General features: G+C 39.0%; 24 protein-coding genes and 1 tRNA gene. 14 read left to right on the top strand and 11 right to left on the bottom strand.

Features of this window, described 5'->3' with window-relative positions:
* Positions 1-45 precede the first annotated feature (45 nt).
* Together EHQ49_RS08985 and trxB are read left to right on the top strand one after the other, a co-directional pair.
* Positions 46-567 carry a tetratricopeptide repeat protein gene (locus EHQ49_RS08985; RefSeq protein ID WP_135578576.1) on the top strand — a complete coding sequence of 174 codons (522 nt, stop codon included), beginning with the start codon at positions 46-48 and terminating at the stop codon, positions 565-567.
* Between the two features lie 60 nt (positions 568-627).
* Positions 628-1,569: a thioredoxin-disulfide reductase gene (trxB, locus tag EHQ49_RS08980; protein WP_135578574.1), complete on the top strand. Its 942-nt coding sequence runs from the start codon at positions 628-630 to the stop codon at positions 1,567-1,569.
* On the opposite strand, the gene EHQ49_RS08975 is transcribed toward trxB, so the two are convergent.
* The 3 genes from EHQ49_RS08975 to ilvB form a co-directional block, all read right to left on the bottom strand.
* On the bottom strand, positions 1,566-3,317 hold the full coding sequence (locus EHQ49_RS08975; RefSeq protein ID WP_135578572.1) for a peptidase MA family protein: 1,752 nt from the start codon (positions 3,315-3,317) through the stop codon (positions 1,566-1,568). The genes trxB and EHQ49_RS08975 overlap by 4 nt on opposite strands.
* 66 nt (positions 3,318-3,383) lie before the next feature.
* The gene (gene ilvN, locus EHQ49_RS08970) at positions 3,384-3,872 is read right to left on the bottom strand and encodes an acetolactate synthase small subunit (protein ID WP_135578570.1); all 489 of its coding nucleotides are present in this window, start codon (positions 3,870-3,872) and stop codon (positions 3,384-3,386) included.
* Complete coding sequence (gene ilvB / locus EHQ49_RS08965; RefSeq protein WP_167482998.1) at positions 3,869-5,575, bottom strand: biosynthetic-type acetolactate synthase large subunit; 1,707 nt, start codon at positions 5,573-5,575, stop codon at positions 3,869-3,871. Before ilvB ends, ilvN begins: the two co-directional genes overlap by 4 nt.
* 111 nt (positions 5,576-5,686) lie before the next feature.
* Between ilvB and EHQ49_RS08960 the strand changes: the two genes are divergently transcribed.
* Positions 5,687-6,793: a tetratricopeptide repeat protein gene (locus tag EHQ49_RS08960; protein ID WP_135578566.1), complete on the top strand. Its 1,107-nt coding sequence runs from the start codon at positions 5,687-5,689 to the stop codon at positions 6,791-6,793.
* Positions 6,794-6,893: 100 nt separating this feature from the next.
* On the opposite strand, the gene EHQ49_RS08955 is transcribed toward EHQ49_RS08960, so the two are convergent.
* Both EHQ49_RS08955 and EHQ49_RS08950 read right to left on the bottom strand, forming a co-directional pair.
* Positions 6,894-7,469, bottom strand: a complete 576-nt coding sequence (locus tag EHQ49_RS08955; RefSeq protein ID WP_135578564.1) for a hypothetical protein — start codon at positions 7,467-7,469, stop codon at positions 6,894-6,896.
* A gap of 114 nt (positions 7,470-7,583) precedes the next feature.
* The gene (locus EHQ49_RS08950; RefSeq protein ID WP_135578562.1) at positions 7,584-9,251 is read right to left on the bottom strand and encodes a P83/100 family protein; all 1,668 of its coding nucleotides are present in this window, start codon (positions 9,249-9,251) and stop codon (positions 7,584-7,586) included.
* Between the two features lie 124 nt (positions 9,252-9,375).
* Here EHQ49_RS08950 and serC point away from each other — a divergent pair, with 124 nt between their 5' ends.
* From serC to EHQ49_RS08930, 4 genes are all read left to right on the top strand, one after another.
* Positions 9,376-10,473: a 3-phosphoserine/phosphohydroxythreonine transaminase gene (gene serC / locus EHQ49_RS08945; RefSeq protein ID WP_135578560.1), complete on the top strand. Its 1,098-nt coding sequence runs from the start codon at positions 9,376-9,378 to the stop codon at positions 10,471-10,473.
* Positions 10,466-11,122 carry a hypothetical protein gene (locus EHQ49_RS08940; protein WP_135578558.1) on the top strand — a complete coding sequence of 219 codons (657 nt, stop codon included), beginning with the start codon at positions 10,466-10,468 and terminating at the stop codon, positions 11,120-11,122. Before serC ends, EHQ49_RS08940 begins: the two co-directional genes overlap by 8 nt.
* Positions 11,119-11,556, top strand: a complete 438-nt coding sequence (rpiB, locus tag EHQ49_RS08935; RefSeq protein ID WP_135578556.1) for a ribose 5-phosphate isomerase B — start codon at positions 11,119-11,121, stop codon at positions 11,554-11,556. The genes EHQ49_RS08940 and rpiB overlap by 4 nt, the downstream gene beginning before the upstream one ends.
* A gap of 89 nt (positions 11,557-11,645) precedes the next feature.
* Positions 11,646-13,217, top strand: coding sequence for a concanavalin A-like lectin/glucanase (locus EHQ49_RS08930; RefSeq protein ID WP_135578554.1), 1,572 nt, complete (start codon positions 11,646-11,648; stop codon positions 13,215-13,217).
* Here EHQ49_RS08930 and EHQ49_RS08925 read toward each other — a convergent pair.
* From EHQ49_RS08925 to EHQ49_RS08910, 4 genes are read right to left on the bottom strand one after another with little or no spacing between them, the layout of a single operon-like run.
* Positions 13,179-13,568 (bottom strand): hypothetical protein, encoded by a 390-nt coding sequence (locus EHQ49_RS08925; protein ID WP_135578552.1) that lies wholly within the window; start codon positions 13,566-13,568, stop codon positions 13,179-13,181. The genes EHQ49_RS08930 and EHQ49_RS08925 overlap by 39 nt on opposite strands.
* The gene (locus EHQ49_RS08920; RefSeq protein WP_135578550.1) at positions 13,565-13,756 is read right to left on the bottom strand and encodes a CopG family transcriptional regulator; all 192 of its coding nucleotides are present in this window, start codon (positions 13,754-13,756) and stop codon (positions 13,565-13,567) included. Before EHQ49_RS08920 ends, EHQ49_RS08925 begins: the two co-directional genes overlap by 4 nt.
* On the bottom strand, positions 13,756-14,364 hold the full coding sequence (locus EHQ49_RS08915; protein WP_135578548.1) for a tetratricopeptide repeat protein: 609 nt from the start codon (positions 14,362-14,364) through the stop codon (positions 13,756-13,758). The genes EHQ49_RS08920 and EHQ49_RS08915 overlap by 1 nt, the downstream gene beginning before the upstream one ends.
* Positions 14,336-17,110, bottom strand: a complete 2,775-nt coding sequence (locus EHQ49_RS08910; protein ID WP_135578546.1) for a hypothetical protein — start codon at positions 17,108-17,110, stop codon at positions 14,336-14,338. Before EHQ49_RS08910 ends, EHQ49_RS08915 begins: the two co-directional genes overlap by 29 nt.
* Positions 17,111-17,160: 50 nt before the next feature.
* Between EHQ49_RS08910 and EHQ49_RS08905 the strand changes: the two genes are divergently transcribed.
* The gene (locus EHQ49_RS08905; protein WP_135578544.1) at positions 17,161-18,135 is read left to right on the top strand and encodes an alkaline phosphatase family protein; all 975 of its coding nucleotides are present in this window, start codon (positions 17,161-17,163) and stop codon (positions 18,133-18,135) included.
* Here EHQ49_RS08905 and EHQ49_RS08900 read toward each other — a convergent pair.
* Positions 18,132-19,301, bottom strand: a complete 1,170-nt coding sequence (locus EHQ49_RS08900; protein ID WP_135578542.1) for a tetratricopeptide repeat protein — start codon at positions 19,299-19,301, stop codon at positions 18,132-18,134. The two genes, EHQ49_RS08905 and EHQ49_RS08900, sit on opposite strands and share 4 nt — an antisense overlap.
* The gene (locus EHQ49_RS08895; protein WP_135578540.1) at positions 19,298-20,980 is read right to left on the bottom strand and encodes a tetratricopeptide repeat protein; all 1,683 of its coding nucleotides are present in this window, start codon (positions 20,978-20,980) and stop codon (positions 19,298-19,300) included. The genes EHQ49_RS08900 and EHQ49_RS08895 overlap by 4 nt, the downstream gene beginning before the upstream one ends.
* Before the next feature lie 80 nt (positions 20,981-21,060).
* Between EHQ49_RS08895 and EHQ49_RS08890 the strand changes: the two genes are divergently transcribed.
* From EHQ49_RS08890 to EHQ49_RS08865, 6 genes are all read left to right on the top strand, one after another.
* Positions 21,061-21,720 carry a class I SAM-dependent methyltransferase gene (locus EHQ49_RS08890; RefSeq protein ID WP_135578538.1) on the top strand — a complete coding sequence of 220 codons (660 nt, stop codon included), beginning with the start codon at positions 21,061-21,063 and terminating at the stop codon, positions 21,718-21,720.
* A 46-nt stretch (positions 21,721-21,766) separates the two neighbouring features.
* On the top strand, positions 21,767-23,050 hold the full coding sequence (locus tag EHQ49_RS08885; RefSeq protein WP_135578536.1) for a UvrD-helicase domain-containing protein: 1,284 nt from the start codon (positions 21,767-21,769) through the stop codon (positions 23,048-23,050).
* A gap of 14 nt (positions 23,051-23,064) precedes the next feature.
* Positions 23,065-23,138, top strand: a tRNA-Val gene (locus EHQ49_RS08880).
* A 93-nt stretch (positions 23,139-23,231) separates the two neighbouring features.
* Positions 23,232-23,912: a DUF6989 domain-containing protein gene (locus EHQ49_RS08875; protein ID WP_135578534.1), complete on the top strand. Its 681-nt coding sequence runs from the start codon at positions 23,232-23,234 to the stop codon at positions 23,910-23,912.
* Positions 23,896-24,846, top strand: coding sequence for an LA_2486 family SGNH/GDSL-type esterase (locus EHQ49_RS08870; protein ID WP_208732192.1), 951 nt, complete (start codon positions 23,896-23,898; stop codon positions 24,844-24,846). The genes EHQ49_RS08875 and EHQ49_RS08870 overlap by 17 nt, the downstream gene beginning before the upstream one ends.
* A gap of 42 nt (positions 24,847-24,888) precedes the next feature.
* Positions 24,889-26,127, top strand: coding sequence for an LA_2490 family SGNH/GDSL-type esterase (locus tag EHQ49_RS08865; RefSeq protein WP_135578532.1), 1,239 nt, complete (start codon positions 24,889-24,891; stop codon positions 26,125-26,127).
* Position 26,128: the final 1 nt, after the last annotated feature.

The raw sequence follows: 26,128 nt of genomic DNA, 5'->3' as shown, positions 1-26,128 counted from the left end.
ATTATTTTTTTTGCCACAAATGGCTATGTCAGGAAAAAAGGAGATGTGGTTCATAGAAACTCCCTTATTTTTTTACTCACGTTTGGACTATTGTTAGTCGTTAATTGCGGCCGAAAGGAACGGTCCCTTTTTGAAGAGGGGAAAAAATGGGAAATGGTAGGAGAGAAAACCAAAGCCCTCTACTACTACGAACTTTCACTCCGTGAAAACCCTGATTATGATCCCGTTCTAAAACGCAACGGTTTACTTCTTGCAGAAAGTAACCAATCCATCGCCACAGCCATTTTTTATTTGGAAAAATATCACAAACAAAAAAAAGACGACACAGAAGTACAACGTGAACTCTTCCGGCTCTATCTTACCACAGGATACGAAAAGGAAGCGCTTGAAATTTTAGAAGAAATTCGTTTCCAAGGGAAAAAAGAAACTTTGGAGTTTTTTGAAACCACCTACCTTTGCCTTACTAGAGGGTTCAAACAAAAGGATTACCTACTGACCCTAGAAAAAAGCCCTCTCGCAGGGGACCCTTACTATGCACCATGGGTCCGGGCTTGTGAAACAAAATAGACAGGAATCCTGGAAATCCCGTCTAAACAATAAAGAACAAGATACAGAATAGGAGAAATTATGAACCATAAAGTTGTCATCATCGGATCCGGTCCCGCAGGACATACAGCGGCCATTTACGCAGCCAGAGCCAATCTAAACCCGGTGATGTATGAAGGATTTATGGCAGGGGGAGTCGCTGCTGGTGGACAGCTCACCACCACAACGGAAGTGGAAAACTTCCCTGGTTTCCCAGAAGGAATCGATGGCACCAAACTCACCCAACTTTTCCGCGAACAATCCATAAAATACGGAACCACCATCCACACCCAAACCATCACCAAAGTGGATTTTTCCAAACGCCCTTTTACTATCTGGTCAGACGACGAAGAAATCAAAGCAGAATCAGTGATCATCGCCACTGGTGCCACTGCCAAACGTATGTTTGTCCCGGGAGAAGAAACTTATTGGCAACGTGGGATTTCTGCCTGCGCCGTTTGTGACGGTGCCCTCCCGATCTACCGTAACAAAGCTCTCGCTGTTGTGGGTGGCGGTGACTCTGCTGTGGAAGAAGCAAACCATCTCACTAAATTTGCATCCAAAGTGTATTTGGTCGTACGACGTGACCAACTCCGTGCGTCCCAAATCATGCAAAAACGTGCGATGGAACATCCCAAAATTGAAATCCTTTGGAGCCAAACGGTTGTGGAAGCCAAAGGTGGGGCCGGCGGACTTACATCGATCGTTCTAGAAAGTACAAAAGATAAATCCAAAAAGGATTTAGAAGTGGGTGGTCTTTTTTATGCAATTGGACATGTTCCCAATACAGAAGTTTTTAAAGGACAATTGGATTTAGATGAAACAGGTTATATCATCACAAAACCAGGAACCACACAAACCAATGTAGAAGGTGTGTTTGCCGCAGGTGATGTACAGGACAAAGTGTACCGCCAAGCCATCACAGCAGCAGGTAGCGGTTGTATGTCAGCACTAGAAGCAGAACGTTGGTTAGAAGGTCACTAAGGAGTGACCTGTTTACCATCTGCATCCTTATAGGATTTAGATTCCAAACTAAAAAATATCACCGAATCTCCTTTCGGTGATATATATTGTTTTTTCCCGTCTTCCCATTCAATGAGAGTATAATTCGATCCACGGAATAATATCTGGTTTCCAGGAAATACGTTCGCTTCCCAAGAGTCTCCAGCCCAACGGTAATTCCCTTTTTTCCAAAGATAAAAATAACTAGATCCCAATCCCAGAAATTCTCCTTCCATTTTACCAGAAAAAGAATCCACTGAAGCCAGAAAGATTTTTTGTAAACTCGGCAACTGGGCATAAGATTTGATCTCCAAGGCAGATTCGGGAAGAGAAAACCCTTTTTCTAAGAAGGATTGATACTCAGTCGGGAATTTTGCATTCATGATAGTATAACCAGCTAACTGTAGTTTTTTGCTATCTCGGAGAATCGAATCTTTGTCTTTTTCAAACCTTAGTAAACTATCTTTTAGAATTTGATCAGGTGAAACTCCCGTCGCATTTTGGAGAGCCAGTGCCGGTGTCGTTCCCACACATGTGTCTCTTTGATAAGCAACGATAGCCTCTTTGCCGTAGGTTTCATGAATGTGTTTGATCATCAGTGGTCCGATGGAGTACGGAATCAAATCCTTATATTTAGCATCTAACAAAGATTTGAAGGTTTTTGGGACTTTGTTTTCCCGGATTAACTTTTCTGCATCATTGTAAATATGGAACTGTCTTCGTTCATAGAATTTTGCCTCTACATAGTTGGCAAGACCCTCCTCAAACCAAGGATCCAAAATATCTGTCTGTGGAAATTTTCCTGTTTCTGATTGAATCTTTAAACAAGAGATTTGTTCTAAATTATGAACGGCTTCGTGGTAAAATACTCCGAAGTGGAAACGCCTCAAAGCATCCGCATCAAATTCCGGATTGCCAGTGGCTTGGGGCATTTTTTCCCCACAACACATAGTGATGGAATCCCTTCCCCCAAACCCACCTTCTTCTGCCCCACCAGGAATATCGGCTCCGATGTATTCTTTGATATCCTCATACTTATCAAATAACAAAACAGGAACCTTCCCTCTATTCTCTAGTTGAAATTCAGATTTCACATAGTTTAAGAAGGGTTTGATTTTGAAATGTCCAACAAAACCCCGTAAATACTCAGACCATTTTTCGGATCCATACAGTATATAATTTCCAAATTCTAACTTTGTTTTCCCAAATGTTGTTTCATTTACGAGAAGGTAGTTTTCAAAATTCAGTGGTTTTTGATAGGTATAATCATATTCTTTTCTATGGTTCGACCAATACTTAGTGATTTTAGTTAAATCAGGATAATTCCAAATATTTGTCGGCGAACATCCATTACAGGATCCGGGTACAGAAGTGAATCCAACTCCAGAAGGAAAATCCAACTTAAAAGTTCCATTCGCCCATTCCGTATAAACACTCCCATCAGCTCGTTTCCACTGGTAATGGTTTTTGGCCCATTGGTAAACTTCACCTCCGTCGGGTCCATTGTAATAACCGGGGGCTGGTTCTAAAAATCCTAATTTTAAATCTTCTAATTTGGGTTCTTGCAGTCTTTCGACAGAGAGAAATGTTGTGGGAGCAGTCTCCCCAAAATCAAAATACAATACATCGGAGCTTGGTCCTCGTTTGAGGGGGACCGTGTTACGTTCTGTTTCTGTATAGATAACAGTAGTTAGGAGAAAAAAACATAAAATGACAATTTTTCGAAACATGGGGACAGACTAAGCTCACTTAAGGCCCCAATACTCTCCGAAAATTGAAGCACTGTCAAGTGGATTCTAAACGGAGTTTTGGTTCCTATAGGCAATCGCAATTTGGCCTGTGCGAGATATTTCGCGAATTCCAAATGGTTTGATCACTGATATCACATTAGTCACTTGTCTCGAATTTCCCGAAAATTCGATGAGCAGGGAATCTTCCGTCATTTCTAAAATTTTCACATCAAACCCATTACAAATGGTAAGAGCTTCACTTCGATTGTTTTCTGTGATTGAAAAAGAAACGAGAACCAGTTCCCTTTGGACAGAACTCGCATAAGCCATGTCTTGGACTTTTAAAACATCGGGTAATTTGAGGAGTTGGTTTTTCACCTGCCCTACAATAAAATCATCCCCATTCAAAACAATAGTCATGGAGGATACATCCACATTGTCAGTCACACCAACAGCTATCGAATCAATATTGTAACCACGACGAGTGAATAGACCAGAAACATGACTCATCACACCTGGATGGTTATTTACTAAAATACTTAGAGTGTGTTTCATTTTTTCAATTTCCCCAAGTCTTTAAATTCGATTAGATCTTGTTGAGATTTTCCTGCAGGAATCATAGGGAATACTTTTTCCTCAGCAGGGATCATCACTTCAATAAGAGCAGACCCACTGTCTTTCAGGAAAAAATCCACACCCTTTTCAATTTCAGATTTGTGCTCGATCTTCATTGCTGGAATGCCATAAGCTTCAGCAAGTTTCACAAAGTTGGGATTGTAAGTCCATTGGGACTCACTAAACCTTTCTTCATAAAATAATTCCTGCCATTGTCGAACCATTCCAAGGAAGTTGTTATTAAAAAGTAAAATCTTTACACCTAACTTAGATTGCGCGATAGTAGCGAGTTCTTGAATACACATTTGAAAAGAACCATCCCCGGTCACACAAATTACAGTTTTATCAGGGTTTCCAAATTTTGCACCAATAGCAGCAGGAAGTCCATACCCCATAGTTCCCAGTCCCCCGGAGGTTAACCAAGTGTTTGGTCTATCGAAAAGATAATACTGAGCCGCCCACATTTGGTGTTGTCCCACGTCAGTGGAAACAATAGCTTCCCCTTTGGTTTTTGTATACACTCTATGAAGGAAGTCTTGTGGTTTGATACTGTCCCCACTGTTATCAAAATCAAGTGGATGGTTTTTCTTTAAAGTCTGGATGTTCTCAATCCAAGAAGTTCTTTCTCCCCCTTTAACAAAAGGAAGGATTTCTCGAATAGCGTCTTTGAGATCACCATGTAAAATATAGTCAACATTGATCCGTTTGTTAAATTCTGCGGCATCAATGTCCACATGGGCACGTACTGCATTCGGCGCAAAGTCTTGGTATTTGGCAACTCGGTCATCAAACCTTGCACCTAAATTTAAAATATAATCACATTCTAACACTGCTTTGTTGGCATAAGCAGTTCCATGCATCCCAAGCATCCCCACCGAAAGCGGATGTGTTCCTGGAAAAGCGCCAAGACCCATAAGAGTTGTTGTTACAGGAGCATTTGCTTTTTCAGCCAAAGCTTTGATTTCGGCAGAAGCAAAAGAATTAATGGCACCACCACCAACATAAAGTAACGGGCGTTTGGCTTGATTTAAAGCTTCCGCAAATTCTTGTGGATCCCCTTTGACCTTTGGTCTTTCATAATGATGAGGAGCAATTTTTAAAGAAGATGCCTTTCTAACTGATGTTTTTTCCAACTGAACATCTTTTGGAAAATCGAGTAATACAGGCCCTGGTCGTCCTCCCATCGCAATTTTTATGGCTTCTTCAAAATGACGAGCAAGGTCATCTGCCTTTTTAATCAGTGCATTGTATTTAGTAATGGGGATGGTGATTCCAAAAATATCCGCTTCTTGGAAGGCATCGGTTCCAATGGCATCTGTCGCAACTTGTCCCGTTATGGCAAGAATGGGAATGGAATCTAATTTGGCATCGGTAAGTCCGGTGATTAAATTGGTAGCACCAGGACCAGAAGTGGCGATACAAACACCTAACTTACCTGTCGAACGCGCATACCCTTCTGCCATATGGACGGCACCTTGTTCATGACGAACGAGGATATGTTTAATTTTTTTACTATGATAGAGTTCGTCATAGAATGGGAGGATAGCACCGCCAGGGTATCCGAAGACGATCTCCACACCCGCTTCTTCCAATAGTTCGACCATAAGCCGGCCGCCAGTAATTGCTTCGGTTGTAGATGACATACGTTTCCCCCCTATTGTCATTTCTGCAAAAAAGAGCCTGTTGTCAATGTTCTCACGTTTTTGAGTCGATTTTTACTGTCTAAAAAGGAATGCTGAAAATTGGACGAGAATATGGAAAATACAGATACTGAAAAGCCACAAGAAGATGAAAAGTTCACAAAAATAAAAGCCCTTGCAAAAGAGGCGTATCGTTTTCTTGATCAGGGACGTTTCAAAGAAGCCAAAGAACGATTAGACATATTACTTGATGAGGATCCATCCAATACATACGGGCTCGTAGGCCTTGGCGATTATTATGCCAAAACGAAACAACCAGAACAAGCCATCCAATACTACAGAAAATGTTTGGCAGGTGATACAACGAATAAATTTTCCCTAATGGGACTTATGAATGCATATAGAGACCTGAATAGTCTCAAAAGAATCATAGAAGTAGCAGAAGAGTTTCACCACATAACGATCACAGATGCAAGTATCCTTTCTCGTGTGGCAGACGCACATAGAAAACTAAAGAACTTCAAAGAATCAGAAGTTTATTATATGGAAGCTTTACAAATCAATCCTCACGACCAGTATGTGATAGTTGGGCTTGGACATTTATACTTTGCCTGCCAAAGATATGTGGATGCTATCCAATGGTGGGAAAAATTACTTTCTAGCCAACCGAACAATATCAAAATCCTAACTGAAATTGGAAATAGTTACCGCAAAATTAAGGACTTTGATAAAGCGGTTCTTTATTATGAAAGAGCCAAAGAACTGGATCCAAAAAACTTTTTCGCCCTTTATGGCCTTGCCGAATCTTTTCGTGGGAAAAAAGATTTCAAAACTGCTATTACTTTTTGGGAAAAAATCCTCGAGTCCGATCCTGATAATAAACTCATCATCAACAGATATGCCGATTCTCTTCGTGGACTTGGAAACTATGACAAGGCGCTAGAATGTTTTAATAAAATTCTTGCCAGTGGTGACGATTACTTCGCCCTCCTAGGAAAGGCAGCCGCATTACGCCTCATTGGTGACTTGGAAAAAGCAGAAGAAATTTATTTAGGGCTTCTCTCTAAGTCTCCAAGTGACCCAAGGCCTGCTCTCGAACTTTCTGATCTTTGGGACATTATGGGGAAAAAAGTCCAAGCCATTAAACTTCTCGAAGATTTGGCTAAGAAAAACCCTTCCAACGAATCCATTCGCGAAAGGATTGAATACCTAAAAGATTAAAGGTCCGCGACTTCGAATTGAATCGATCGAACCTCCCCTTCTACCAGATAATGAATCGGAAAAGAAAGGGAGAGTCTAGTTTTTAAGTTAAACTGTATTGTTATTTCAAAATACCTTTAGCATTTGCTTCAACTAATACTGAATTGATCAAATCCTTTTGGCATTGAGCCAATTCCGATGGTAAGGATTTAAATGGGAAAACAAAAATTAGAGTTAGGTGACTCCAAGTGGAGATAGAGTCTCTTTTTTGAATTTTTGCAATTTCCTTTCCACTTTTATTCTTAAAAGTAGCATCCACTACAAATTCGTCAGTAGCAGAGGAAGGAAATAAATACAAAGTCAAACCGGTAAGCATCGATAGTCCCGGGTTAAATCGGCCATTGTTTTGGATATTGATGTCAACGGAAAGATCCGTAGATTTCTCATTATTTTTAACTGCAGAAAACAATGAAGAGGAAGTGAATTCTTCTTTCACTACATTGGCCCAACTCCCGAGTGCATTTGCGTTTTGTGGAACCGGTTCATTTGTATTCAATTTCACTTGTCCAGTGACAACGAAGGAAATACTTTTTTTGGCTGTAGTGGAAGGCTCAATCTGTTGGTAACTTACATTTCCCTCACGAAATGTAGCACAGGAAAGTGCCAACCCAAAACAAATTACAAAAACTAACTTCATAAAATTTTTCATAAACAAACAGGTGTTTATTAAATATAAAAAGCAAGGTTTTTTTTCTAAACCTTGCTAATAATTCCAAGATGTTACAAAATGTAACATAAGAAACCATTCTCCTTACGGAGCGATGGTTTTGAGTAGGCTCAAATCTTCTTTTTTAAATACCTTAATTGTAGTTTTATCACCTTCTTTTGGTTTACCGGTCACATAGACCTTATCCCCAAAAAATGTAAGTTCTGAGTTTTCTTCTACAGGTTCTTCTGTCCTTTTTTCAAAGGTTAAGTCAGACTTAAATCTTGCAACATGGTATTTGTCTTTTACCTTTTCAATCACGTAAATTTTGTCTTCCCGATTGATCATTGGTGTTCTCCAGAAAATATCTGCAGAATCACTTGTTTTTTTCACCCCTAATTTATCTGGATCCAGTAACACAAGTTTGTGTTTACGAGTTTCTACTTTTTCTCCGTCATAACCAAGCACAAGAACTCCTTGGTTTGCGATTTCTTTAAATTCCTTAGAACAAATATTATTGTACGGACTTTTAAAAAGAGCATCGTCTTTTGCAGGATCAATAGCCCAAAGTTCATTAGAATAATGACCATCCGTGTCATATTTGATAAACTTCATAAAAAGGATTTTGTTGTTCACAACATTATCACTTTGTTCTTCTTTTTTCTTCAGTTCTTCTTTGGTTTGAGCAAGTTCTGTTTTTAGTTCTTCCACTTTTGCTTCAACTTTTTGAACAGTGTCTTCTTTTTTCGCTGTGTCACCACCAGTGCGAGCTTCTTCTTTTTTGGCGATTTGTTCTTCTTTTTTACTGAGTTCTTCTTTCTTTGCTTCTACAGCTTCCGATTTTTTCTCAGTGTCTTTTTTCTCTTGTTCGATTTTTTTAATGTCTTCGGTTTTCTTTTCAATCTCTGCTTTGTTTTTCACAGGATCTTTTTTTAACTCATTGAGACTCGCAACCGTTTCTGATTCCTGTTTTTTGAGTGCGTCTTTTTTGTCTTGGAGTTGTTTTTGTTCGTCAGCGACTTCTTGTTTTTTATCTTGCAAAACCTTTTTTTCATCTTTCAGTTTATCGGTTTGCAACTTATCCATTTTTTTGGCTTCGTCTTCCATCTTCTGTTTGGTGGCAGGATCTTTTTCTTTATCCTTCACCGTTTTATTTACGTCTTTTTCTAACTCATCCGTTGTGACATCTTTTCCATTATCTTTTAAGATATTTCCTTCAATCGGAATGATGATTTGTGTTTTACCAGGCCAATTTTTATAAACAGTATCAATTCCTAATTTGTCCGAAGAAGTAGCCGCAATAACTCCTTCCGTATATTTTTTGGTGAAAAACTTTGAATCTTTTCTGTGAGTTGCATTGTAATAGAGGACGTACTGCGCCAAAGTCTCAGCATTTCCGGCTTTGTATTGGAACGATTTTTCCACATACGAGGCGATGATCCGAGCAATGGAATTGACATGATCAAAACTTTGAGACTCAGAAAGATAAAGGATGTCAGCACCCAGTTTTCCATCTGCTCCAGGAAGCACTCTTTGGATTTTGACTCCATCCACAGTTGCCGTATTTTCTTTGGCCAAGGTTTCGGCGAGTTTACGACCAATTTCGGTATTTTCTTGAATAATGTCATCAGATGCCTTACGTAAGGAGCGGTTGATGAATTCGATTTTTTTGGAACCCTTGATTTCGGACTCACCGAGTGGGGCTTTGGACTGTGCGGTCAAGGAAAGACCGACTACAAATAGGCAAATGATGATGGAACGAGAAATTCTCATTGTTTCCTCACGAAAATTGGGGTAAAGATGCCCACAAGATTAACAACCTTTCCGATTCTGCAAAGCAAGTTTTAGAATAAAAATCTATTTACCGGGGGGTGGATATTCAAAATTCTGTGGGAGGATGCCAACGTTTACACACAGAATCTTCAATTTTAATGCCGGTCCTGCCATGTTACCAACTGAGGTCATGGAAGAAGCAAAGTCTGAGTTCCTAAACTACAGAGGAACCGGAATGTCTGTTATGGAAATGAGCCATAGAGAGAAACATTTCCAAAATATTCTGGATGAATCACTCGCGGACTTACGAGAACTTCTAGACCTGCCATCGCGTTATGCGGTTGTTTACTTTCCTGGTGGGGCTACCTTACAATTTTCGGCCATCCCTTTCAATTATTTGGCAGCAGGAGAATCTGCAGATTTTGCTGTCACAGGTGTTTGGGCAAGGAAAGCCCACGAGGAAGCAAAAAAATTCTATCCCAATGTAAAATCCATTTTTAATGGAGCAGACTCTCAGTATTTGGAGTTACCAACCATTACGGATGATAACGTCAATGAGGGAGCTAAGTATGTTTATATCACTTCCAACAATACTATTTTTGGAACCCGTTACAATACCTTCCCGAAATTAAAGAAGGCTCCACTTTTTGCGGACATGACCAGCGAACTCTTAAGCCGTAAACTTCCCATTGAAGATTTTTCTGTGATCTTTGCGGGGGCTCAAAAAAACATTGGGCCTTCTGGACTCACTCTTGTGATTTACGACAAAGAAAAATTGCCTACACAATCTCATCCCATACCGAACCTAATGAACTATGCTCTTATGGAAAAAAATGGATCCCTCTACAACACTCCACCTACTTACTCCATCTACATAGCAGGTCTCGTTTTCAAATATTTAAAATCAAAAGGTGGGCTTTCTGTAATGGAAACCATCAATGAAAGAAAGGCAAAAAAGTTATATGATGCTTTAGATGCCTCTTCCTTATTCTATGCTCCCGTACCTGAGGCATTTCGTTCCGCAATGAATGTAACATTCAGAAGTCATAACAATAGTTTGGATTCCCAATTTTTGTCACTGGCAGAAGAACAAGGATTTGCTGGTCTCAAAGGATACAGGGAAGCTGGCGGATTTCGGGCAAGTATTTATAATGCTATGCCTGAAGAAGGTGTAGATTCCCTCATTTCTTTTATCAAAGAATTTGAAAGGACCCATGGGTAAATTCAGTCCAATTTACCTAGTTTTCTTTTTACTCATCCAAGGCTCACTTTCCGCCCATTCCCTTTGGATTCCCGAGGGGAATCTAGGATGGGAAGAAGCTAACTCTTGTTATCAGTCCTTAAAAAAAGAAATTCCTCCTGGTGCTTTAAGCCCAAACATACTCAATTTGGATCGAATCCGGATGGAAGAATATGCTAAAGAGTCAGCAGAAAAACGTCTGGCTTCCCTAGAATGTTTTCGAGAGAAAATAATCAAAAACCTTCCCGATGATCCTCTTGCAGAAGATTTAGGTGAATATTTCAAAACATCCATCCTTTCGGGAAAAGAAAAAGAAGAAGTTTATTTTTCTTATGAATGGCGAATTCTACTTTCAGACAATCGTCCTTATCCACTCACACCGGGCGAAATTAACCTCGCCAAACAATGGTTTGAGTCTCATACCGAAATCAAAACAGAGATCACAATACTCACCACCGAATTTCTTTCTGAAAAAAATCCGAAAGAAAAATACTCACGTTATTTAGATTTATTTACAGGTTATTATGGAAGTCTACTTCGCGAGAGAGATAAATTTTTACTCTCGATCTCGGTAGAATCCTATAAGTCTTACACCGATGCCCTAAAACAGAGAAAGGAGAAAGCCGAATGAAAGAAAAAATTGGAATTGCGTCTGACCATGGAGGATTTGCTCTCAAAGAAATCCTTAGGAAAAGTCTCGAGGAAACTTACGAAATTGTCGATTACGGTACTAAGAGCGAAGAGTCCGTCGACTACCCTACCATCATTGGAGATGCCTGCCGAAAGGTTCTTTCCGGTGAAGTTCCCAGACTCATTGCTCTTTGCGGAACAGGCATTGGAGCCTCCATTGCCGCCAACCGTTTCAAAGGCATTCGAGCGGCTCTTTGCCATGATGAGTTTACGGCGGAAATGTCCAAACGCCATAACAATGCCAACGTACTCGTTTTAGGGGGAAGGGTTCTCGGAACAGATTTAGCACAGAGAATCGTAAAAAAATGGATAGAAACAGAATTCGAAGGTGGGCGGCACCAAAAACGATTGGGACTGATCGAAGAACAGTCGTAACCTTATTCCTTGTTTGGGGCCTACCCTTATTTGGATGGGAAGTCCCAAAACAAGAAACACTCAACCTTAGCCTTTGGAAAAAAATCGGAGTGGTTCAAAATTCGGAACCTGGTAAAAAGAACTTTCTAAAACCCAAAGAAAACACCCCGAAACATGGTGAACTCTTCTTCGACTTTGAAGGAGAGGTTGCAGAACCACAAATCACAGAAACCGGAATCCCCTTTAAATCCAAATCGATATCCATAGTTTCTTCTTCTTATTTAGTGAATGATCAAACCTATTTTTTTGGCAAAAAGTCAGCTTACTTTTCTGGGAGAAGGAACCAAATCCATCTATCTGTTTCCGGCAATTCCCTTTTCGGAACCCATCCCGACCCTTTTACAATCACCATTCCCATTTGGATGGGTGAACAAGGTGCCGGTTCTGTCATTTTAGATCGAACTGTATTTGTGAAGGGAAAAAAATACGGCATCTCACTCGAGTTAAACGAAAGTAAACCAACTCTTTACGTCAACAATCTACTCCAAAAAACGGATGGCAGAACCACTAGTTTCATTTTAGAATCACCAGTAAAAATCAAAAGAAAGTCTTGGGAAGTGATCTCACTTTATTTTGATACACTAAATCATCGTTATGTACTATATCAAAATGGAATTGAAACAGCTGAATATGAAAATCACCAAGCAGATACCATAGGTTTTGGATTTCCTGAAAATGATTCCACTCCTCTTGTACTCGGGAAATCTTTTTATGGAAACTTAGATGGTTTTCACATCCATAAAGGAGAACCCGAAATTGAATACACAAAGTTTGAAGCCGTTCGTTATGATGATGAAACTAAAACTGGATTTATGGAAGGGAACACTGCCCTTTCTCCCGTTTTAGAAACTAAGTATAGTAACTCCTCGTTAACCAAAATCCATTGGAATGTAGAACAACCAAAAGATACGATGCTCGAACTTTACTTCCGAGGGTCGAATCAAAAGTTCGTAGACTCAAATACAAACCTACTTTGGACAAGAATCAAATCTCTTGAGAAAGAACTTCCGAAAAACAAATTTAAGTACTACCAGTGGAAGTTATGGTTTCGTCCAGACCCTATGGGTAAAACAGTTCCAAACGTTCAAACGTTATCCTTTGAATATACAGAACAAACACCTCCGGATCTTCCCACACGTTTTCGTTTGGATGAGAATCTAAAGACAGGACAACCTCTTTGTTTTTTATGGAATTCAAATCATGAAAAAGAAGTTCAAAATGGTGGTGGTTATATCATTCACTATGGTCTTCTTCCCAATCGGATGTTAGGTTCTGTATTTGTCAAAAAAGATAAAATGGGTGGCTTAGCTAAAATTGACGGAAACGAAGAAAATAGCAGTTTTCAAAACAAACGATTTTGTATCACAGAAGAAACACTGGTTCAAAATATTTATATCCCAGAAGGAGAACTGGGGGGTGACGAATTTCGTCCTCTCGCTGACCAAGTAGATACTTCCAGAAAAGAGAAAAAGGGACTTTTATTCCAACCTGGTTTAACATACTACTTTAGAATATCAGCTTACAACCGCTATTTGAATGAATGGGATTCAAAGGACCAACGAAGTCCCCTCTCTCCTCCTATTTCATTTAGTTTCCCCAAAGAAGTTTCGCACCAAAAGTAATGGAAGGGAGTTGATCTCCCTTTCCAGATCCACGATGACAACATCCATACCTTCTTTCAAAGCGATTGCCATTTCGATATCGCATGATTCTGACATAAATAACTGAGTGCGAATGCCTTCTGTATCCAAATCAAAAATGGAATCAGTCAGGTCTTCTAAGTAACGTAAGATTTGTTTCTTTTTCTCAACATCTAATTCACCTAAAAGTTGGAATAATAAAAAAATAGAAAGTGAGGATGTAAAAAATCTTTCATGAGAGTCCAAAGATTCTAAAAGAAGTTTCTGGATCTTGTTTTTTCGAGAAGAACGAACCAAACCAAATAAAACAGAAGAAGTCAAATAAAGTTTCAATCCAGTAACTCCGTAAGAGATACAATAGCTTGTCTCCTTAAAAGTTCTGACTTTTGAATGATTTCATTTTTTAGAGCCATTCGAATGAGTTCTCCGCCGGAGATCCCTCTTCTCGATGCTTCATTTTTTAATAAAATTTGTTCCTCCTCCGAAAGCAGGATTTGGAAACGTTTATCAATTTTTGCCATTAGTCTTCTTCTTCCAGTTCTTTTTCAGCCTTTTCGAATTTACGCCAATACAAATTGGCATCTTGCCACTGCCCGAGTGACTCATAAAGAGAGGCGATATTATAATAAGATTCGGTCAAACGATAGTCTAACTTCACTGCCTTTTGAAATAGTTTGATCGACTTCTCCTTGTTATCCGAATACCATTCGCTGAATGCCCAAAGGTAATACCATCGACCCAAATTGGGATCCCTTGGTCGGACTTTTTCCAAATGTAAAACATTTTCTTGAAATAGTTTGGAGGATAAATTGTAGTTTTTTTGAATTAGTTTTGCTTTATTGATTCGGTCTTCTGCCGGTTCATCTGGCCTTGGAACTGACAAATCATTTCGATACAGGAGAGCTTTTGCATAAAGAAGTTTAAAATACAATTCATTTTGACTTAAGTCGAGGTAACGTTCCAAATAAGGAATGGAAGATGTTTCTTCATCTAGTTTGTGTAGATTGTAAATTTGTTTTCTTAGAGCAGTGGTTTCTTCTTTTTTTTTACTACCACCAGCCCAGAGAGTTTGGACAAAAACAAAAAAGATACAAACTAGTTTAGAAGTATAAGTAAAAGTTTTGTCCATCGTCAGGGAATTTCATCGATTTGATTTCATGGCGGAATGGTAGTTCCTGTAATTTTTGAATCACAGAAAGATACAAATCTTTTGCCGTTACAATCAATATTGAATTGGGTGATGTTTCAATCAATCGATCTTTACTTTCCAAATAACTTTGTATAGAGTCCACAAAATGTCTTTTGGATCGTTCCCATTCTGGGGATGGATGGTATTCGGGCCACTGAATCCGAAGGACCGATGTAGCTCTTTTCCCACCAAAGGTGGCTTGCATAAAAGAGCGGATCATCCAGGACAAACTATCCTTTAAAAATTCGGGTTTTCGTTCTTCTTTTTCTACAAGGACATGAAGGGCCGGTATCACTTGGCGAAGTTTATCCTGAATCATTCGTTTGTGGGAATCGAGAAATTTACTTCTTTCTTCTTTGCTGAGAAGAACCAAAAATATTCCAGGGAAACCCAGGGACTCCATATGAAAGGCGATAATGGCTTCCGTTTGTAATAAAATTTCCCAGGAGAATTTTTTAGCAATGAACCGATCAAGTCTTACTGCATCATCCACATCGAGAAGTGCAAATCCTGATTCATCAAAAGGTAAATAGGGGTCATGATGTAAAAAAATGAGATTTGAACGTGTGTTATAGTCAAGGCCTGAGGAAATTTGATTGTGAAAGGAGCCAAGCGAATCGTTCAAAAAAAGATAAGAAAATCGAGGAGAGCCAAGCCTTGAAATAAAGTTTTTTGTATAACCAACAATTCCATCATAAGAGATTTCATTCTCTCTATAAATTTTATCGAGTAAACTATACTCAAAACGTTTTTCTTCCGGAATCATGGTTAAAAAACTTTCAGGTGATGGTCCCTTCTCTTGTGTCTCTGTTTTTTTTGTAACGGAGTGAACAAGTTTTTCTAACTCAGGATTAAAAATAGTTTCTCGTTTTTTTTGTACTGCATCTAAAATAGCGACTCGTTTCCAAGTGGCTGGTGGTAGTATTTTGAAACTAGTTTTTTTCACAGGATTTGTATAGTTTATACGGGGTTCCACTTTTGTTTCAATTCCTTCTTTAGGAAACTCTGATTTTTTTATCTCTGCCTCTACTATAGGTGACTCTTTGCTCACCAAAAGGGATTCCCCTAACACCGGAGGATGATTCTGTTCCCACTTACGTTTGATATTCGCCCATAACACAAAGAAGATCCAAGGCCCTACGAATAAAAATCCAAAACTAAAAAGATAAGGAGGAAAAGATGAGTAACGATAGACGGATAAACCTGATAAAAATCCTGGTTTTCCATGTTCTTTTGCAACATAATAAGAATGAAATTTATGATTCAAAAAACCAACGGATTGTTTTTTAGATTCCAGATGGACAAACTTAGAACTATCTTCTCCTCTCCAAGCTCTTGGATTGAATAGAACCTGTTCCTTACTTTTGTTATCTGAAAGTTTTGCAGAAACTAATGGAAAATAAAATTCATCTCGATCTTTTTCTTTTTTTGCCTGTAGAAGATTGGAATCAAGAACAGCAACAAGAATAGAAATAGAACCATCTTTATCATTTCTTTTAGGAATGAGATACACTAAATCAAACTCAGATTCAAGTAAGATAGTGATTGGATGGTTTTCTATCCTTTGAAACAAACCAAAAATCTCTGTTCCAAATCGATTTTGAATGGATGAAGAATCTACCTGTCCTCTTTTCCAAAGATAAAGTTCAGAAACAATTCTTTCCGTTTCGCCGAGATTCCCACCTTCTCCCAAACCTTCTCTCTGTAGATTTTTTTCCAAAACAGAAAGAGTTTCTTCAAATTGGATTAATCGATGTTTAGCCCAAGGTTTATAATACCGGTAATCAGGAAAAAGTTCGAAGCTTTTTTGATAGAACAAAAGTAAAATAAGATAAGCTGATACCGGTAAAAGCATTCGCCTCTTAAATTGAAATCCACGGGAATGAGTTACAATCCAAACAAAACGAATATAAAATAATCCAGTAAAAGTAAGAAGAAAAACAATAAAACAACCAAACCGAATTTCATCAACTTCTGAATCTGATTGTCTGAGTAAATAAACAGAGAAACTATCGGTGGTTTCTAAAATGAGTTTAGAGTCTTCACCGTCTAACTGCCATGTAATGGTTTGTCCCTCTTTACCAGAAAAAAGTCCAAGAAGTTGGTTACTCTCTCGATCACCCGTTAAAATTGATTCATCATTGGTATATAATATCTTTTGTGATTCAGGATCAAAGGCCCAATAAAGATACCCATATTCCAAGTTGGCATTTTGGATTTGAGCTGGCAGAGGTGGGCCCGGCGGAAACACTACAAAGAACTTTCCGGTTAGATTACGATACACGTAATCACCACTCGCAAGTGTTCGAAGTTTTCCTTCTAAAAGTCCTGACGGGTCTTGTCTTAACTCTTCCTGAAAGATTTCATTTGTTGCGTTTGTGCTATGGATGAGTCGGAGGGAATCATCATACAAACGTACATAATTTAACCCTAAAGTTTCTTTGATACGAGTTGTGACCTGAGAGGCTCGATAAGGAAGCGCCGATTCACGAAAAAAGAACTCAAGTGTATTTAAATACTCTTTGGTTCTGTCTTCATCAAAACGTTGCAAAGCTGAAATCAAATTGGATTTCATCCGCAATGGCCGAATCCATTCAAAATACCCGAATAAAACGGAAGTAACGAGGATGGAAACCACCAAGTATCCAAAAAGAATAGACAGGTTTCCGAAATTCCGTTTCATCATTCTAATTATCGGGTTGTCATTGGCAAAAACCAATCAGTCCAAGGAAAGGAATGATTTTTTATGTATTTTTGGACGGGGTGGGAATCGCAAATTACGATCCCAAATCCAATCCATTTAGCCGATTTGCCAAAGGTTTTTTAGCACCCGTAGGAGGGATCCCGGTAGCAGATGCCGACATACCTCACCTACCTTCTCCACTGCACTATATCAAAACGGATGCTCATATGGGTGTTCCGGGTCTACCCCAATCGGCTACAGGACAAACGGCGCTTTGGACAGGAATTCCTGGACCCAAGGTGCTCGATCGTCATGTGAGTGGGTTTCCAACCATCACCCTCCGTAAAATCATAGCAAAGTATTCCCTTATCAAAGTTTTAAATGAACACGGTCATTTGAGTGATTTTCTAAACTGTTTTTCACCACCTTATCTCAAACATGTAGAAGAAAAACCGAAACTTGTTTCCGCTTCCACCTTAGTCCAGTTAGCAAGTGGCCGTCCCTTAAAGAACTTTGATGACCTTCGGAATGAGAGGGGTCTATATATGGACTTAACTCATGAAATTATGGGAACTATGGGAATTGATATGTTAAAAAAGGGAGATCCGCTCCTAGAAAAACGAGATCCCTACTTACTTGGTAAACAATCCATGACACGTTTTGCCAATTACCAATTGGCTTTGTATGAATACTTTCTCACTGATAAAGTAGGACATGCAATGGATTGGGAAAAGGCAGAACATATCATCCGAAATTTAGAAGAATTCTTTCGTGGAGTCCTTGAAACTCTCGATCCGGAAAAAGATTTACTCATTGTTTCGAGTGATCATGGGAATATGGAAGACCTAAGCCAGAAAAATCATACGGAAAACCCGGCGGCCACCATTCTCTATGGTAAGAATGCTGACCGCTTCGCTGAAAATATACATTCGCTTGCAGACATTGTTCCGGAAATTTACAAAACTTTCGGAATGGAGGAAGCCCTCCAGAATACAAAGACGAATGAATTTCTAGTTAAGTCCGACTAAAACTCTAAATCACTTCCCGAATCTGGTCGGTTAGAAACCGAACTTGGTTTAGGTGAATCAGAATCAGACGTTACATCTGAACCATCAAGATCGTTATGATCTGTAAACTGATCGAGTGATTCTTTTTTCCATGCAATCGCCTTGTCGGTAATCTGGTTTTTAGGGTATTTATCTACAATGGTCTGAAAGATACCTGCTGCTTTTTCAAACTTACCTTGTCGGAAATAAATGGTTCCTTTTTTGTATAAAGCCGCTTGGTCGAGAGAATAGTCACTGTTATTCAAAACCTTATTGATGTAAGTGAGAGATTCAATTTGTTTTCCTAACGCATCATAAGACAATGCAATATAATACAAAGCTTCCTCTTCTTTTTTAGGCGCTGGATTGACAGTAATTACTTTCTGAAACAGTTCAATTGCTTTAACATAATTTTTCTTAGTATAATTGTCTTTAGCATCTTTTAGAACTGAATCTTTGTATTCCCCTACCACTTTTTCGTCAGCACCTGCTAACTGGTCAGCAGTTTCAATATATTCATCGAATACATCAAACGAAGCCCAATCTTTACCAAGTTTACGAAGGGATCTTCCCCAGCCAATTCTCGATTCTGTATTGTTCGGATCTTCTTGTAAGGCCAAAGTATAATTTTTACGTGCGGTTTCAAAATGACCTGTTTTATAATAATAGTCACCGAGAGACAAAAAAGACTTAGATCTTAATTTATTATCAGAACTTTGTTGCAAAACAGATTCTAAATGAGCCTTCCCTTCCGACTCATTTCCTATTTTTAAAAGTAAATTACCAAGAGAATAACTCAAACGTTCCTTTTCTTCCGATTTTAGATTAGGACTCTTTTTAAGATCTTTATAAATATCAAGAGCTGGATAAAAATCTGAGTTCTTTTCTAGAGCTCTTGCTTGGTTGTATTTAATTTGAAATTCATATTTTTCTAAACCACGTTTCCCAGCTAACTCAGAAAAAATGGCAATGGCTTTTTCTTTACTTTGAGGGTTAGATTGTTTTAAATACTCTTCCCCTTCGGCAATTTTTTCCAAAACAGCCTGAGATTGATCTTCTTTTGCAGAAATATTCGTTTGGTAGTATGCTGTAGAAAGACCCGCAACAATAAATAAAAAACCTGCTAAGGTTACAATGATTCGATTCATAAATTCCCTCTACCCGCCTGACTCAGGGTTTGATTCGTCCAAAATTCCACTCGAGTTGGTGAATAGGATTTTGTTTCCCTTCTCAAAAAACATTTTAACGCTTTTTTTGTATCACCAGTTTTCAACGCACTCACCCCAAGAAAGAACATAGCCTTCCCACGTAGGTATACATTGGATTCATATTTCAAATATTCTTCCAACCGATACACAGCTGTTTCATATTTTTTTCTAATGACTGTTTCTTTAATGATTTGATTGAGATCCGTTTGACCCAAATCATAATTAACCGTTGCAGAAGTTTCTTCTTTAAAATCATTTACCTGCTCAGGTTCTTTTGGAGGCAAAGAATCAGACGGAGTCACAGCATGTTCATTTTTATAAACTTCATTTTTTTCTGGTTCTCTTTTCGGATGAGACTCAGCAACAACATTGGGTTCTTCCGGAGGAGTTATATCTTTCGAAAAATCATATTTAAAATAAGAAACATTTTCTTTCAATTGATAGTCTTCAGGAATACCACTTGATTTAGCAGTTACACCAAAATAGAGTTCATCGATTTCTTTTAATTCTTTGATAAAAAAATTTGTTTTGGGATGAACAACAGTTGCTACTTTTACGACAGAACCTTGCCCAAAGGAAGAAGCTCCTTGGTTTAAGGGTTTTACGGAAGCATACAAACTATAGATTGTCGTCTCATCAGCAGCTTCTGGACTAATCCAACTGATCACAGCACCTTTTCCTACACGTTCATAACCGAGACCCCGAACGTGCATAGAACCACCCAAGTCTGTGTGTGTGTCGTTAGAGGCAACTTCTTGTTTTGGTTTTTTAGGAGAATCTTCCACAATGACTTCTGCATTGTTTTTTTCCGTTTGTTTGATATAAAACACGCGTAAAGTAGACTTTTTATCTTCCAAAGGAAGAGTTTCTTCACCTCCCACTTGTTTCACGGAAACTCCATAATATAATGTTTGCGATTTATCCAAATCTTGATCTAAAAAAGAATTCACAGGATGAGTGACTTCTGCCAGTTTTTCTGCTTTTTGCATCAGAGGTAAACTTGTAAGAGGAGAGTTAGAACGATAAACTGTGTATTGAGTCCTTCCCGCAGTAGCTCCGTTTGGTGGTGTCCAATTCAAACGAACATACTTCCTTTCGATACTCGCAGTAATTCCGGAAACCCCACCCACCATAGATTGAATCCCCGCATCGGCAGGGAACGCAGGGAAATCAGGATTTTGTCCTACAACAGGGGTTCCATTTTCTTCCGCAATGTGAACTGGAATCACGGTAAAATTTTGGTTCGAAAACAGTTTCACTTCGCGGCGGCGAACATCCGCTACCATCACAACTGCGTAATAATAATTTCCAGGTTTCAGATTGTAATCAAAATACAGACGAGTGGCATTCGCACCAGAAGCCTTGTATCTGCCAAGAGAATCCGCAATGTATAATTTTTCCGGACTATCAATCATGACAGAGGAACGGGCAACAATCACTTCTCCCTCTTGTTTGGGCGGATCCCAATCCAATCGAATCGATTTTTTATCAGGTAGAAGGCTAACATGGATTGCCTTTGCTATGGTAGGATAACGACTTTCCTCAAACCCAGAGTCTGCCGAAATCGGAACTAGCGACAATACCAGTACAACCGTCCAAAGTTGAATCGAGAACTTCATACTTAGATTTTCGGTGGTAAAGGTCCCCTAATTGAATTTTTCGTTTGTACTTTCCCAGCTTTTCTCTGAGAATTGTCATTATGTCCGAAACGGAATACTACCGTTCCCAAAGTTATCAGGAATACTTGCTCTCTAGCCATAGAAGGGAGGTCTGTCCTCCTGAGGATGTATATGCTTTTTTCAATTGGAAGGGCCTGAACAATCTAGTCGACTTTGGGAGTGGGCTCGGGTTTTACTTCCAAGAGTTTCGGAAGTGGTTTCCTCATGTCTGGATCTGGGCTGCAGAATGCCAACAAGAGATCATCGATATGATTTTACGACGTAAACTAATGGAAGGGATTGAACAACTGACCCCTTTTCATATGGACCAGTCCGACCACCCTCTCCTCCCGGAATGGGTCCCCGTTCCAGAAATCATTTTTGCCTCTCTCTCTCTTTCTACTTTTCCAAACCCTGGTTTGGCGATGGATGGGCTCATTCGTTCCATGAAATCAGGTGGAAGACTTTTCATCATCGATTGGTCAAAAACAGAATCAGGTTTCGGCCCGAAAATTAATGAAAAGATATCCATGGACAAAATGAAATTCCTTGCAGAGGAATACAAATTAGAAGTTACCAAATCAGGTAGGATTTCTGAACATTTTTATGGGATGGAAGTGAAAGCAAGTTCAAACTTTATTTATGGATACTATGATTTAAAAGAAGAGGAAGATGAAGACTCGGCCGTCTTCAAACAATAGTTTTAAAAAATAGAACCAAACTTTCGTCTGTTGCACCCACTGATATATGTGGAGTGAAGAACAAAAATCCATCATCGATTCACATCATTCCATCAAACAAGTAATTGCTGGAGCTGGTTCAGGTAAAACAGCCACTATGATCGGGCTTTTAGAAGAAAGCGAAAAAGAAAATACGATCCTTCCTGAAAACACCCTCATTGTTACTTTTACAAAAAAAGCAACAAATGAATTTAAAGAACGTTGTCACAAAAAAGGACTCTCCCCTCACTACCATATTTCCACCTTTCATGCGTTTTGTTATCATACATTAAAAAGATACGATAACACAAAAAACTGGTCTCGTTATAAACTCCTTGGCGAATCCAAAAAATGGGAAATCACCAAGGAAATCCTTTTTCCATTACGATATACGATCGGCGGAATTCCTTTCCCCATACTTTTCAAAAATAATGGAAAGCATTTCAGAAAACTTTCTTTGGAAGGTTACGAATCTTATCTGTTGTCGTTTCGATCTTGGAAAATAGAAAACAATTATTTCGAGTTTGATGATTTGATTGTTGATTTCCTTCAATTTTTGGAAAGGGAGTCCTCGGCTCCTGTAAAAGAAAAATGGAAAGCTCTCATCATTGATGAGTTTCAAGATACCGATGAAACCCAACTCCAGATCATACAAAAGATGAATTTTAAATCCATCACTGTTGTAGGTGATGATTGGCAGGCCATTTATGGATTTCGCGGTGCCACACCAAAACCATTTTTAGAATTTCCAAACCATTTTCCGGGTGTGGTGCAATACTTTCTATCAACTAACTATCGCTCCAAGGATTCCATCATCCAAGCCTCATTACTTGCCTTAAAACCAAACAAAGACAAAATTGCAAAACAAGTACAAACCTTCCGGAAAGAAAAAGGAGTTTTTCTAAAAGTAAGAATCAAAGAACAAGAAACAAAACCAATTGAGATTTGGAAAGAATGGCTAACAAAAGATCCCACAAGTGTTTTACTCACTCGCAGCAATTTTCGGAAAAGCGAATGGATTGCATTAGGTGTTCCTTCTTCACAAGTGATGACAATTCATAGTGCAAAGGGTTTAGAGTTCAGAACCGTCCTCCTTGACCTAGTTCTCGGTTGGAGTGAAGACGGAGTTGAGGTCAATGAAGCCGAAGAAAGAAGGATTCTTTACGTAGGCCTTTCTCGAGCAAAAGACAATTTGGTTCTTTTAATCCCTGACAAAACCAAACCAAAACGTCTTGCCGATCGGATGAGTGGCGATTATTCAATCAGGAACCGATTTAGAAATCGTACTTTACGGTGGGCTCGGCTCTGGTGAAGTGGTTTTACCTTGGGGGATTAGCTCAGTTGGTTAGAGCGCTACCTTGACATGGTAGAGGTCACTGGTTCGAACCCAGTATCTCCCAAGATTCTTCGTTCCCCTCGTCTTTTCATTTTTAAAATCAATTTCATTCAGTTTCGGCTTGCATCCCATTCGCTTGGCTTTAAGATTCGAACCGATGAAACCTAAGTTCCTTGCAGAAGAATTCTTACTGGCTTTGTATTTTTTAGTATTTGGTATTGTTTCCGGACTTGTTTTGTATTTAGGTAGAGCAGAGGCGGGAGTCCAACTGGCCTCACTCACACTTCTATTCCATATAAGTTTTGCGAGCCTCTGCAAAGTCTTTCGGTGGCATACACCATTCCGCATTTGGAAATTCCTCGTTCCTTTGTCTATTTTTATGATATTTCCAGACTGGTTTCTTTCTGCCGCATTACAGATATTAGTATTTCCTGAAGATGGATTTTTAAAGATTGGAACAGTTTCAGGTTATATGGCAGGACTTTGGACTATTCCATTATTTATCTGTGTGTATACGGGAATCAAACTAGAAGAAATGTCTGTATCCATCATAGGAACCTGTCTTTGGGTAGGAATCGTTGCCTTACTAATCTTTGGAACTTCGGAAGCCACTATGTGGGTACTCGGATCTTGGTATCCACAAAATGTAAAGATGTGGGGAAAAGTAGCCTACTATGTGTTAGTTCCTGAGATGATTCTGGGAATCACGACTTATCTTGCCTACCAAGGATTTTCCTATTCAGCCTATATCTTCCAGATGGCTATAGGGTTTTTAGTAATGATTCTTTATATCGGAAATCTTGCTTTCTTTTACCTCCTCATTGAAAAAATCCTTTAAAATTTTATTTTATCTAACGATTACCCTTCTCTTAAGTTTATCTCTAGGAGAAGTTTTCTTTCGCTTTCAAAATGGAACCGATACAGAAGAAATTCGTTATAAAAAATTCCATTGTTTGTATGGATTCGATTTAATTCGCCTTTGTTCCAATAGAAAGGAAACGTTTACAAGAGTGGATGGTAAAACTTGGGACATCCAAACCAATTCTATTGGAGAACGAATCCTTTCCGAAGAAACAAATCCAAAAGATCTATGGCTCGTTGGTGACTCGATGGCAATGGGTTATGGTTTACCAACAAACGAAACACCAGCCTCTTATTTAAAATCCAAATACAAATTAGAGGTGCGAGTCATTGCGGTTGATGCCATTGGAACCAATGGAATTTTGAACCTTTTAAAAGAGGCATTCACTTCCACAAATTCAAAAGACCAACCCAAACAAATCTATTGGATTTGGAATCCATCTGACTTTATCGATGACGAAAGGGAAAAAAAGGGAATCAAAAAATACCTATATCCTATCCACTACCATCTCATCCGAAATTCCTATATTTATCAAAACCTCCTACCTTCTCAGAAGGCAAATGTGTACACTTCGTCCGGAATTCCGATCCTATATCCCAAAAACCATATCACCTATTCCAACCTATATAAGTTTTTAAATGATCCAACACTACCCATAGAGAAACTAAACATCCTTTTCAGTTGGGGGATGTCAAAAGTTGGAAAACCCGATACGAAGGATCCCAACTATGAAGAGGCAAAAAAGTTTTTTACAGACCAAGGTATCAAACCCATCGACCTTAGAACCAAAACAGAAATCTTGTTTCAAGAACAAAAACAAGTCTATATCCCTGGAGATGGCCACCCAGGACCTGCGCTTGCTGAACTTTTTGCCGATGCGATTGCTAAGGACTTCTTAAATTTGCCTTAGAAATGCTTGATTCCCAGCCGGAATTCTAAAGTTTAGAGGGATATGATTCAAAACTGGAAACGATGGGGAGCCATTGTCCTATTTTTCCCGTTGGCGTTACTTACATTGGAATTGATTTTACGCACTTCCAATCCGCCTGCATTACGTTACTACCGCGATGTCAAACTTTTACATGCCTACCATCCTGAATATGGGGTGACCCTAGAACCAAACGAAAGCCGTTTTGTCCGCCACTACGCTGATCTTTGGCAAGGTCAGTTCACCACCAATTCACTGGGCCTTCGCGGATTAGAAGAGCCAATAGCAGGAAAACAAAAACTTGTTTGTCTTGGTGATAGTTTGGTTATGGGATTTGGTGTTTCTGATGAAGATACTTTTTGTTCGATCCTCGGAGGATCTGCACAAAACGGAAAAAATTACCAAAGCCTAAATTTGGGTGTAGATGCTTACGGGTCTCTTGGTTCCTACAAACGCCTAAAAGATATGTCAGGTAAAATTGATAATATCAAAACAGTTTTATTTTTTATATCACCAAATGATTTTACTATGCCCGAGGAATTACGCGCACAAGGAATTCTTCCGGATGATGAAAATGATGCTCTCCATGAAAACGATCCAGTTTGGAAAAAAAACTTCCGCATTCAATTTGAACTGACAAGGCTCTCCTACCTTCTACAGGCCTTAAAACTTGCTTACGAACAAACTAAAGTCAAATTTTCACAAACAAAATATTTAGTCAGTGCCGACACAAAGCTTCTTACCTCTTCGCCACTCGTTTATTTACGAGAAACATTTATTCTTCCCATCAAACATCAGAAATGCGAAGAAAAGGATGAATTCATTTGTCCCACTCCTCTCCAAAATTTAAATGTGATTTGTTCCGATTCCCCAATTGATCCAAACTCTTTAGAACCATTACCCGAAACAACAACAAGGGCCTATGATTTAATGATTACTCTTTCTAAAGAAAAAGGATATAAGTTTGTGCCAGTCATTCTTCCTATGCAAATCGAAGAAGTGTATTGTCGCCAGGTAGGAAAGTACAATGCTCTTGGAAGTTATGCCATTCGTGCCAAAAAATATTTAGATTCAAAAGGAATCCAAACTCTTGATGTCCTTCCTTATACGGACAAAATGTGTGGCCGTGAATTTACTTTAAACGGAAAAACAAAAAAAGCAGGAATCCAAGACTATTACATTCCTGGTGATGGCCACCTAACAAAATTAGGTAACTTATGGGCCGCAGAATCCATTGCCCATGCCTTAAAGGAAATCAAATAAT

It is taken from the genome of Leptospira perdikensis (assembly GCF_004769575.1).
GTDB classification, from domain to species: domain Bacteria; phylum Spirochaetota; class Leptospiria; order Leptospirales; family Leptospiraceae; genus Leptospira_A; species Leptospira_A perdikensis.
This window is presented reverse-complemented; position numbering and strand designations above follow the sequence as displayed.